Source organism: Actinomycetota bacterium, from assembly GCA_040755895.1.
Lineage (GTDB): Bacteria > Actinomycetota > Aquicultoria > Subteraquimicrobiales > Subteraquimicrobiaceae > Subteraquimicrobium.
Genome location: JBFMAG010000031.1, coordinates 1 through 12,028 on the forward strand (window position 1 = coordinate 1; position 12,028 = coordinate 12,028).

The following is a 12,028-nucleotide window of genomic DNA, read 5'->3' on the forward strand; positions in this document are numbered from 1 at the left end:
AAAACATCAAATTCCAGTCTCGGTTAGTATAAAGAGTCCCTATAGTGTGGATGAAAACCTTTGGGGGCGAACCGTTGAATGTGGGGTTTTGGAGGATCCCTGGGTGGAACCCCCAGCCAATGTATACGAGATGACTGTGGATCCCATTCAGGCTCCCGATAGACCACAATACGTAGAGGTTGGTTTCGTGGAGGGAGAACCAAAGAGCTTGAATGGGAGAGAAATGCCCCTCGTGGATCTTATCGCTAGAGTCAATGAAATTGCGGGTAGTCATGGATATGGGCGGATCGATATGATTGAAAATCGGTTGGTTGGCATAAAATCCAGGGAGATTTACGAAGTCCCAGGCGCTTTGGCTCTCATCGCTGCCCACCGGGATTTAGAGGATTTAACCTTAGAGCGAGAATTACTCCACTATAAATCGACCTTGGAGCAGAGATATGCCGAACTCGTCTACTATGGTCTGTGGTATTCCCCTCTCAAAGAAGCTCTCGATGACTTCATTAGTGATACCCAAGGGAATGTTAAGGGGATCGTACGTTTGAGATTCTACAAAGGTTCCTGCAATGTCGTGGGAAGGAAATCCGAAAAATCCCTTTACGATTATTCATTGGCAACTTATGGAGAAGCCGATGAATTTTCACACGATTTAGCCAGGGGATTTATCGAACTTTGGGGTTTACCATTGAAGTTATGGGCACGAAAGAGTAGAGATTAACCTTGGAGGAAAGAGGAGATGGTAATGGAACATCAGGGAAATCCCACGGATCCGAAGGAGTTTATCGCCTCTCTTTCCTTCGATCGTCGCCTGTACAAATATGATATACGGGGGAGCTTGGCCCATGTGGCCATGCTTGCTAAGTGTGGAATAATCCCAAAGGAAGATGCGGGAAAAATCACTCGAGGACTTAAGGAGATCGAGCGGGAGATCGAGGCAGGTAAATTCAGGTTCGATATCGCGGATGAGGATATTCATATGAGCATTGAGCGGGCTTTGATTGAGAAAGTCGGTCCCTTGGGGGGGAAATTACACACGGCGAGGAGCAGAAATGATCAAATTGCCCTGGATATCAGGATGTACTTAAAGGAAGAGATCTTAAAGATAGGGAATCTAATACTCACTCTTCAGAAAGCCCTTTTAAATCTGGCGAGGGAAAATACCGAAGTGATTACGCCTGGGTATACTCATCTTCAGCGGGCTCAACCCGTACTCTTCTCCCACCATATCATGGCTTATTTCTTCATGTTTGGTCGAGATTTTGATCGGCTCAAGAGTTGTTATGAGCGTACCGATGCCATGCCCCTGGGATCGGCGGCCTTGGCGGGAACCTCCTTCCCCATCGATAGGAAGTTCGTCGCAAAAGAACTTGGCTTCTCCAAAATAACTGAGAATAGCATGGATGCCGTAAGCGATAGGGATTTCATGGTGGAGCTTCTTTCGAGTTTATCCCTTTTGATGGTCCATCTCAGCAGCTTTTGTGAAGAGCTGGTTCTGTGGTCAACACCCGAATTTGGTTTTATCCAACTCGATGAAGCCTTCACCACGGGATCGAGCATCATGCCTCAGAAGAGAAACCCCGATGTGGCTGAACTAATTCGGGGGAAGACTGGACGCATCTTTGGGCATTTGATGGGACTTCTCACCACGCTAAAGGCCCTTCCCTTGACTTATAACAGGGATCTTCAGGAGGACAAGGAACCTCTCTTCGATGCCATAGATACGGCCAAGCGCTCTTTGGAGATATTCACACCGATGGTTGCCTCCATGAGAATAAATCCGGAGCGGATGAGACGAGCGGCTGAAGAAAGTTTCACGGTGGCAACAGATGTCGCTGATTATTTGGTAAGAAAGGGACTCCCCTTCAGGGAAGCCCATGGGGTTGTGGGGAAAATAATCGCGTATTGTCTGGATCGCAATTGTGTTTTAAATGATCTCAACTTGGAGGATTATCGAAGCTTTTCTCCCCTTTTTGATCGAGATGTGTTCGAGATTCTTGAGGTTAAACATTCGGTGGATTCAAAGACCAGTGTTGGGGGAACTTCGGTCAAGAGCTTAAGGGATCAGTTCGTAAGGGCCGAAAGTTTGCTTGAATCCGAAAAGATGTGGCTATCTCATCCGCTTGCCTAGCCAGAGATGGCAAGCGGAATCAGAGGGACTCGAGATGACCAACGAGGAAGTGGCAAATATTTTAGACGAAATTGCAGATTTGCTTGATATTCGTGGGGAGATGAGCTTCAAGGTGCAGGCGTATCACCGCGCCGCCAACAGCATCCGTAGTCTCAGGGAAGATATCAACGTCCTTTATAAAGAGGGAAACTTAAGGGAAGTTCCGGCGGTGGGGAAGGGAATCGCCGAGAAAATAGTGGAGCTCTTGGAGACTGGAAGTCTCCCTTACTATGAAGATTTAAGAGAGGAAATCCCACCCAGCCTTGTAGAGCTGATGAGAATCCCCGGTCTTGGTCCCAAGAAAGCCAAATTCCTCTATGATGCCTTGAGCATCACCACCATCGACGAGCTTTTGGAAGCTGCACGAGCCCATCGTCTTCGGGGCTTGAGGGGGATGAGTGCCAAGACGGAGGAGAACATCATCAAGGGAATTCAACAGTTGAGAAGAGCTAGGGAACGCATCCTCCTCTTTGAAGCCCATCCCATCGCCGAACGGTTCATCAAGAACTTAAGGAGGCAACCCTTCGTTGAGAGAGCGGATATGGCCGGCTCTTTGAGACGAATGAAGGAAACCATCGGCGACATCGATCTCTTGGCTGCAAGCTACGGGTCCCATAAGGTAATGGATTATTTTTGCAACATGCCCGAGGTAGCTCAGGTTTTAGCGAAGGGCGACACCAAGAGTAGCATCATCGCCCGGAACGGTCTACAAATAGACTTGCGTGTGGTGAACCCCAACCAATATGGATCCGCCCTCCAATATTTCACTGGTTCTAAAGAGCACAATATACACTTGAGGGAAATCGCCCGAAAAAGGGGTCTAAAAATAAATGAATATGGGATTTTTGAGATGGAGATGGATAGAAGAATAGGTGGGGAGAAGGAGGAGGAAATTTACGAAGTATTGGGAATGTCTTATATCCCACCCGTTTTAAGGGAGGATAGGGGAGAGATAGAAAGGGGAATTGAGGATTCTCTCCCTAGGCTCATTCAACTTGAGGACGTAAGGGGTGACCTTCACGTCCACTCTTCATGGACCGATGGATTGAGCAAGATAGGAAGGATCGCCGAAGCCGCCATCGAATTGGGCTACGAATACATAGCCATCTGTGATCATGCTGAGCAACTCAAAGTAGCTGGGGGATTGAGCAAAAAAGAGCTAAGGGCTCAGATTGAGGAAATCATGAGGCTGAATGAGGAACTCGGTGGCATCACCATCCTGTGCGGGATTGAGTTGAATATAGACAATGATGGCAAGGTCGATTACGAGGATGAATTTTTAAAGGAGCTGGATATTGTGGTAGCCTCAATACATGGGGGTTTCCGCCAACCGAAGGAGCAGCTCACAAAGCGGACCTTATCCGCTATATACAATGAGCACATCGATATAATTGGTCATCCTACTGGCAGGATATTGGGCAGGCGCGAACCCTATGCTATCGATCTAAAAACCGTTTTTAAGGCGGCTGCGGAGACGAATACCATTCTGGAATTGAATTCGTTTCCCGATAGACTGGATCTCAATGATATTCAACTGAGGGAGGCGAAGGAGGAATACGGGATAAAATTCGCCATAAACACGGATGCCCACAGTGCGGGTCAACTGGCTTATATCGAATATGGCGTGGCCACGGCTCAAAGGGGTTGGCTTGAGCCAGAGGATGTCATAAATACCTATCCACTCGATAAACTGAGGGAGATACTAAAGTGAATCCGATTAGCGATTCGCGACATTTGATGAGCGAGCCCCACTTGCTAGTCGCTCATTGCTGATTCATCGAGAAGTGAAGGTGCTCAGGCGAAAATTTTATGAGCAAAATACAAAGGTGGTTGCTCAGGAACTTCTGGGCAAGATCCTGCTGCGGCGCACTCCCGAGGGCGAAATGGCTGGCAGAATTGTGGAAACCGAGGCATACTTCGGTCCAGACGATCCTGCAAGTCATGCGGCCAAAAGAAAAACACCACGAAATTTCATCATGTTCGGAAAGCCCGGTGTGGCCTACATCTATTTGAATTACGGTATACATTTTCTTCTTAACGTGGTTACGGAGAGGGAAGGGGTCCCAGGAGCGGTTCTTATCCGTGCAGTCGAACCAATTCTGGGAGAGGAGTTAATGCTCAAGAATAGACCCGTGAAGTCCATCCTGCAGTTGACCAATGGTCCCGGAAAGCTCACTCAAGCTATGGGAATAGATTTTTCCTTTTATGGAGCTGATCTAATCGAGGGAGATCTCGCCATAATGTATCCAGGGGATGAAGGCATAACCGCCCAAGATTTTACCATAGTTGCGGCTCCTCGCATTGGAATATCCGTAGCCCAAAATGAACTTTTGCGCTATTATATCAAGGATAACCCCTTTGTATCGTCGAAGGGACGAGGTACGAGCGACGCCCAGGCGGGCACGAGCGCCCCACGGGTGGACCGTATGGGCGAGCGACGAAGGTTTAGGGCGAGTAAAAGATAAAAGGGGAAGGGAGAAAATGACCATGAAACTCAAGGAAGTATACAAGTTAGCCGTAAAGATGGGCATGTCCAAGGATCCTCGGGGTGTAAAGGGAGTTAAACGGGTTTTGGACAGAATCAAGGATAACTATGGGCAACTAAGGGAAGAGGAAAAGGAGTTCTTCGACATCGAGAAGCTGACCAATCCCTATTCTGACACCCGCATCCTGTGCGGCGATCCGGAGATGGAGATAACCGGGATTCTGACCGGAATTGATCTGGAGGTCCCCGAGGTCCTATTGGCCGATAGATTGAATGAAAAGGGAGAAAGGATAAACCTCCTCCTCGCGCATCATCCCGAGGGAAGCGCGTTGGCAGCTCTTCCCGAAGTCATGGCGATGCAGGCGGATATATGGGGGAAGCTCGGTGTGCCCATAAATATCGGTGACGTCCTCATCGATAAGCGCATGAAGGAGGTACACAGAGCCTTGCTTCCCTTAAATCATAATAGAGCGGTTGATGCAGCACGTCTTTTGGGATTTGCTTTCATGACCATCCACACCCCCGCGGATAATCTTGTGACCTCCTTTTTGCAGAAGATCTTCGATGAGGAAAAGCCCTATGCCGTCAAGGATATCGTGGATAGGTTGAAGAAGATACCCGAGTACAACTATGCCGCGAAGGATGGCGCCGGTCCCACCATTTTAGTTGGCGAACTGGATAGACGAGCGGGTAAGGTTGTCGTGGACATGACGGGTGGAACTGAGGGTCCCGAGGAGGCTATCGAGAGGCTGGCGGATGCCGGTGTGGGAACCCTAGTTGGAATGCACATGGGGGATAAGCTTCGAAAGAGGGCGGAGAAACATCACATAAATGTGGTCATTGCGGGGCACATAGCCAGCGATGCCCTGGGAATCAATCTCTTCCTCGATGAGCTGGAGAAAAAAGGGGTAAAGGTCATCGTCTGCTCAGGTTTAAGACGTGTTAGAAGGACTTAGCTACCCTCATGCCTCGCCACTCTAATGGAAACGTTACTTCCCCTGTCGACTGTAGTTCCACCGAGAGGGTTTTGTTTTATCACTCGCCCATTCTCACTAGAAATCGAGGTTTTTTCGTAACTCACGATAGCCAACAGCCCAGCTCGATCGATGGATCGAATGGCTTCATGCTCTTCGATTCCTAAAACGTTGGGAACGGTGGTTTTTTGCGAAACTGGCTCGCCTGCGCTCACGGAGATGGTGACCGTGGATCCCGGTTCAGCTTTGGTTCGTTCCTTTGGCTTTTGATTGAAAACTTCACCTTTGGGGACACCGGGATATACCTCGTCTACCTGATTAACTTTAAATCCAACTTCAGTAAGGATGGTCTTTGCTTCCTCAGCGGTCAACCCAACGACATTGGGGACGATCACTCTTTGGGGAGCGGTGTGGATATTGCAAAGTTTGGTGGGCTCGGTGCCCCTAACAAAAGTACGTGTGACCAAATTGGGACAATAGATGCTGGCCAAAAGTCCAGAATCTTTGCATACTTTGACCCTCACCACTTCTGATTCAGGAACGGGGAATCTCGAAGGGGGAGTGTCCTCAAGGGCTTTGTACATGAATTTTGCCCAGATCTGGGCGGGAAAGCTACCACCCACAACTCGAATGCCATGTACGTTTTTCATCTCGATTTGTCCCTGTGGATAACCTACCCAGACACTAGCCGCCAAATCTGGGGTATAGCCGATGAACCAAGCATCTCGATAATTTTGTGTCGTACCCGTTTTTCCTGCGGCGGGACGTTGGATATTCGCTCTTCGCCCCGTTCCATATTTGATCACATCCTGGAGGATATCGGTGACCACATAAGCAGTCATGGGATTTATGGCCATTTTTTCATCCACCTTATTTTCCTCCAATACTTTCCCCTTTGAATCGGTGATTTTTAAGATACCTGAGGGCTTGCAGTGTACTCCATGATTAGCGAGGGTGCCATAGGCTGAAGCCATTTCCAAAGGGGAGACTCCGATCTTTAAACCACCAAGAGCTATTGCAGGATTTGGGTCAAGAGGGGAAGTTATGCCCATCTTTTTGGCGATACTGACCACATTTTTGGCACCTACTTCCATTATTAGCCTGGCGAAAACGGCATTAACCGATTTTATCGTTCCTTCTCTAAGAGTCATGGGAGGACCGCCGCTTCCCTCCGTTGCATTTCTGACGCGCCAGTCTTTACCCGGGAGTCTAATTGTAAGGGGGGTCGATTGATAAACTTTATTTGGCGAGATGCCATCCTCAATGGCAGTGGCCAGGACGAAGGTCTTAAAGGAGGACCCAGCTTGCCGTCTTCCCTGAACGGCCAGATTAAATTTTTGGGTATTGAAATCTCTCCCTCCGACGATAACCTTTATATAACCAGTTTTTGGATCTATAGCCACGATGGCGGCACTGGGATCCTCTGGTCGATTGAGGGTAGACCACGCTGCCTCTTCGGCATAAGCTTGCATCTTTAGATCCAAAGTAGTAAAAACGCGCATGCCCCCTTTGAAAACTGCGTTGGCTCCATATTTATCGATGAGGATTTGCTTGACGTATTCCACAAAGTAAGGAGCTCGAATTGGTTTTTCCTTAATTTCCTGAACTTGAATGGGGGCGGCTTGGGCGGCTGCAGCTTCCTCCGCGGTTATGAATCCAAGTTCCGCCATCTTTTTTAGGACCAGGTCGCGACGGGCCTTTGCCTTATCGGGGTTAGTGTGGGGGGAATAATAGCTGGGGGATTTAATGAGTCCAGCCAATAAAGCACATTCCGGGAGATTCAAATCCCTGGCTTTCTTTCCGAAAAATGTTTCGGCGGCGGTCTCTATTCCATAACAACCGTGTCCGAAGTAGATGGTATTCAGATACTTTTCCAAGATGGTTTTCTTTGAATACTTTTTCTCCACTTGATAGGCCAAAACCGCCTCTTTTATCTTCCTTCTCAATGTTTTTTCGGGTGTGATGAAGGTATTTTTGACGTATTGTTGAGTTATTGTGCTTGCTCCTTCCACTATTTTTCCTCTTTTAAGATTTATGATCGCGGCTCGAGCTATTGCTTCAAAGTCCACCCCCTTATGCTTGTAAAATCTCTGATCTTCTATGGTTATTACGGCATCTTGAAGGCTCTTGGGGATTTCGCTTAAGGAGACGATGACCCTATTTTGTTCGGCGTAAAGGTTTGCTATCAGGGAACCGTCGGCAGCATAGATTTTGGTGGTTTGGGCGGCTTCAGGGGCTGTTTGACTTTCCAGTCTGGGGAGATCCTTGGCGCAGCTCGCTAAAATCCCTGCTGCAGCTAGGAAGAGGGTGAGAAAGGTGAAAAAGACTCCTAGGCTTATAATCCTTAAGAATCGACCCCTCCTTTTTCTGACTATTCTCCGTCTCCTTGCTCTCGACACTGGAATCTCCGCCTAATTTGAATCTTTAAATTTTCTGAAAGAATTATATCATAATGAGTTCCAGTATAATTCCCACTGGCATTTTCCATATTCATTTACCTCTTACCACCGCAGCTACCTCAATGCAAAAATCAAAAATCAAAATTACAGGTCAAAATCCAAGAATCATTTTGTCTCAGGTCCGACGCCCAACGTTCTATAATCTCGGAGCCCGTCCATGTTTTGACTTAGACTTGGGGCAGGAGATTTTGTATTTTAAATTTTAAATTTTGAATTAAATTTGGTTCGTAGACAGATTTGGAAAAAGCATGGTAGACTTATGCAAGGTGAAGAGAGATGGAGCAAGTTGATGAGCAAATCAGGATAATTACCCGGGGCACCGAGGAAATCTTTCCTCTGAAGGATCTGAGGGTGAAATTGACCCGCTCTTTGAAGGAGAAAACTCTCCTCACCGTCAAATTTGGAGTAGATCCAACTTCACCCGATCTTCATTTGGGTCACGCCGTCATCCTTCGAAAACTTAAGACTTTTCAAGAGCTGGGTCACAAGGTGGTATTGTTGATCGGGGACTTCACAGCTCGGATTGGAGATCCCTCAGGGAGGTCCGTGACAAGACCACAACTCGGTGCCGAGCAGGTGAGAAAAAATGCGAAGACCTACACGGATCAAGCCTTTAAGATATTGGATAGGGTACGAACGGTGATAGATTACAATAGTCGTTGGTTTGGCAAGATGACTTTTGAAGAGATATTAAAACTCTCTGCAAAGTTTACTGTGGCTCAAATGCTCGCGAGAGATGATTTTGAAAAGCGGTATTCTGAGGGTCTTCCCATTGGTCTTCATGAGTTTCTTTACCCGGTGATGCAAGCCTATGATTCGGTTGTTCTCCATGCCGATATAGAAATTGGGGGGACCGATCAAATATTTAATATGCTTGCAGGTAGAGATCTGCAGCGGGAGTCCGGGCAGGAACCACAAGTTGTAATAACCATGCCCATCTTGGAGGGAATAGACGGGAAGCAAAAGATGAGTAAGAGTTTGGGAAATCATGTGGGTTTGACCGATCCTCCTGAAGAGATGTTCGGAAAGATTATGTCCATCCCCGACGAGCTAATGATAAAGTATTTTTATCTCACAACCGATTTATTAAATGGTGAGATTGAGGAGATAAACCAGGGTTTAAAGCAGGGAATACTTCACCCCGCTAAAGCTAAACGTCGATTGGCACGAGAGATTGTCACACTATACCACGGTCATTCGGCTGCAGAGTGGGCCGAAAGAGAATTCGACACCATTTTTAGAGAGAAGGAGTTGCCATCCCAGATACCGGAGATTATGGTATCTAGGGAGCTTTTGAAGGATAAGAAGATATGGATAGTGAGGCTCATAACCTCAGTTGGATTTGCCAAAACGGGCAGTGAGGCGAGGCGCCTCATACAACATGGTGGGGTCAAGTTAAATGGGAAGGTTATCCAGTCTCCGGATATTGACATCGAAATTAAGGATGGATATATTTTGCAGGTGGGAAAGAGGAAATTTGCCAGACTCAAATTAAGTTGACAAATAATTATGGCAGGTGCTATTATCGTATTGGTGTGAGCACTGAATGTGCGGGTGTGAGATTTGAAAAGTTTACACGAACTGGAGGCGACAAGTCCATAGGTGAGTAATCTTCAATCTGGACAAAAAACAGATTGTTGACTTGTCGCTGAAAGGTTCAGCGATAATTTTTTTCCAAGCTGAGCTTGACAGTAAAGTTTTAAATATGTTAAATACCTTGATGGTTGATCTTTGAAAACTGAACAGTGTGCCCTGGTTTATCAAGGAATTAAGCGATCGGCCATCGGTGAAAGTCGATGGCTGAGAGCTAAAAGTTTTAATGGAGAGTTTGATCCTGGCTCAGGACGAACGCTGGCGGCGTGCCTAACACATGCAAGTCGAGCGGTCCTACCTCTATGAAGCTTTGGCTGATTGGAGGTTAGGATAGCGGCGAACGGGTGAGTAACGCGTGGGTAATCTACCCCGAGGACTGGGATAACTCCTTGAAAGAGGTGCTAATACTGGATATCTTTACTTTCTGTCATGGGAGGTAAAGAAAGCTCATATGGGCGCTTCGGGATGAGCCCACGTCCTATCAGCTAGTTGGTGAGGTAAAGGCTCACCAAGGCTACGACGGGTAGCCGGCCTGAGAGGGTGTCCGGCCACACTGGGACTGAGACACGGCCCAGACTCCTACGGGAGGCAGCAGTGGGGAATCTTGCGCAATGCCCGAAAGGGTGACGCAGCGACGCCGTGTGGAGGAAGAAGGCCTTCGGGTTGTAAACTCCTGTCAGGAGGGACGAAGGCCCGATTTATCGGGGCTGACGGTACCTCCAGAGGAAGCCCCGGCTAACTACGTGCCAGCAGCCGCGGTAATACGTAGGGGGCAAGCGTTGTCCGGATTCATTGGGCGTAAAGAGCACGTAGGTGGTCTACTAAGTCGGGTGTGAAAACGTTGGGCTCAACCCAAGGCTTGCATCTGAAACTGGTAGGCTAGAGTCCAGTAGAGGAGAGTGGAATTCCCGGTGTAGCGGTGAAATGTGCAGATATCGGGAGGAATATCGGTGGCGAAGGCGGTTCTCTGGGCTGTGACTGACACTGAGGTGCGAAAGCTAGGGGAGCAAACAGGATTAGATACCCTGGTAGTCCTAGCCGTAAACGTTGGGCACTAGGTGTAGGCTCTCTAAGGGTCTGTGCCGAAGTTAACACATTAAGTGCCCCGCCTGGGGAGTATGGCCGCAAGGTTGAAACTCAAAGGAATTGACGGGGGCCCGCACAAGCGGCGGAGCATGTGGCTCAATTCGACGCAACGCGAAGAACCTTACCAGGGCTTGACATGTTGGTGGTAGTGACCCGAAAGGGGAGCGACCCCGCAAGGGGAGCCAGCACAGGTGGTGCATGGCTGTCGTTAGCTCGTGCCGTGAGGTGTTGGGTTAAGTCCCGCAACGAGCGCAACCCCTATCCCATGTTGCCAGCATTAAGTTGGGGACTCATGGGAGACTGCCCCGGTCAACGAGGAGGAAGGTGGGGATGACGTCAAGTCATCATGCCCCTTATGCCCTGGGCTGCACACGTGCTACAATGGCCGGTACAATGGGCTGCGATGGGGTAACCCGGAGCGAATCCCATAAAGCTGGTCTCAGTTCGGATTGAGGTCTGCAACTCGACCTCATGAAGGCGGAGTCGCTAGTAATCGCGGATCAGCAATGCCGCGGTGAATACGTTCCCGGGCCTTGTACACACCGCCCGTCACACCACCCGAGTCGTCTGCACCCGAAGTCGCTGACCCAACCCCGACTTGTCGGGGAGGGAGGCGCCGAAGGTGTGGAGGGTAAGGGGGGTGAAGTCGTAACAAGGTAGCCGTACGGGAACGTGCGGCTGGATCACCTCCTTTCTAAGGAGTATGAAAAATCCAGCACACTGTTCAGTTTTGAGAGATCAACTAAATGGGAGTCAAGAGGATTTGATCAGGAAGTTAAAATTTATTTAGTTAATTTGGATTAAGCGAAGCTTAGAGGAAAAGCGGGTTACTAGCCAGCTTCGCTGGCTTTTTTGCACCTTGAAAACTACATAGCGGAAGTCGAGTATCCACAGGTCAAGTTACTAAGGGCATATGGTGGATGTCTTGGTGCTGGGAGTCGATGAAGGACGTGGTAAGCTGCGATAAGCCTCAGGGAGGCGCAAACAGCCTTTGATCTGGGGATCTCCGAATGGGGAAATCCAGCTCTGCTAAACCGGAGCTATCCACATCTGAATACATAGGGTGTGGAGGACAACCGGGGGAACTGAAACATCTTAATACCCCGAGGAAAAGAAAGCGAATCTGCCCGCCATTAGCTTCGCCGCAAGGCGTGGCAGGCGGGTGCGATTCCCTGAGTAGCGGCGAGCGAAAGGGGAACAGTCCAAATCAGTTGGGTGTTATAACCTGCAGGTGTTGCCCTATTGAGGTTGTAGGAGCTACCAG

General features: G+C 48.6%; 7 protein-coding genes and 2 rRNA genes. 8 read left to right on the plus strand and 1 reads right to left on the minus strand.

Features of this window, described 5'->3' with window-relative positions; genetic code table 11:
• The 5 genes from argG to AB1466_01455 all read left to right on the plus strand — a co-directional run.
• A partial coding sequence (gene argG, locus AB1466_01435) for an argininosuccinate synthase (protein ID MEW6188765.1) occupies window positions 1-718 on the plus strand: 718 nt, incomplete at its 5' end.
• A gap of 24 nt (window positions 719-742) precedes the next feature.
• Window positions 743-2,128: an argininosuccinate lyase gene (argH, locus tag AB1466_01440; protein ID MEW6188766.1), complete on the plus strand. Its 1,386-nt coding sequence runs from the start codon at window positions 743-745 to the stop codon at window positions 2,126-2,128.
• 34 nt (window positions 2,129-2,162) lie between these two features.
• Window positions 2,163-3,878, plus strand: coding sequence for a DNA polymerase/3'-5' exonuclease PolX (gene polX / locus AB1466_01445; GenBank protein ID MEW6188767.1), 1,716 nt, complete (start codon window positions 2,163-2,165; stop codon window positions 3,876-3,878).
• 79 nt (window positions 3,879-3,957) lie between these two features.
• Complete coding sequence (locus AB1466_01450; protein MEW6188768.1) at window positions 3,958-4,632, plus strand: DNA-3-methyladenine glycosylase; 675 nt, start codon at window positions 3,958-3,960, stop codon at window positions 4,630-4,632.
• Between the two features lie 22 nt (window positions 4,633-4,654).
• Window positions 4,655-5,608, plus strand: a complete 954-nt coding sequence (locus AB1466_01455; GenBank protein ID MEW6188769.1) for an NGG1p interacting factor NIF3 — start codon at window positions 4,655-4,657, stop codon at window positions 5,606-5,608.
• Here the strand turns inward: AB1466_01455 and AB1466_01460 are convergent.
• Entirely contained in the window at window positions 5,605-8,025 is a 2,421-nt protein-coding gene (locus AB1466_01460) for a PBP1A family penicillin-binding protein (GenBank protein MEW6188770.1), read from the minus strand. The genes AB1466_01455 and AB1466_01460 overlap by 4 nt on opposite strands.
• Window positions 8,026-8,361: 336 nt before the next feature.
• On the opposite strand from AB1466_01460, the gene tyrS reads away from it, so the two are divergent.
• From tyrS to AB1466_01475, 3 genes are all read left to right on the plus strand, one after another.
• Window positions 8,362-9,585, plus strand: a complete 1,224-nt coding sequence (tyrS, locus tag AB1466_01465) for a tyrosine--tRNA ligase (protein MEW6188771.1) — start codon at window positions 8,362-8,364, stop codon at window positions 9,583-9,585.
• A 316-nt stretch (window positions 9,586-9,901) separates the two neighbouring features.
• Window positions 9,902-11,458: ribosomal RNA gene (locus tag AB1466_01470) — 16S ribosomal RNA — on the plus strand.
• A gap of 199 nt (window positions 11,459-11,657) precedes the next feature.
• Window positions 11,658-12,028: ribosomal RNA gene (locus AB1466_01475) — 23S ribosomal RNA — on the plus strand; the annotation flags it as partial.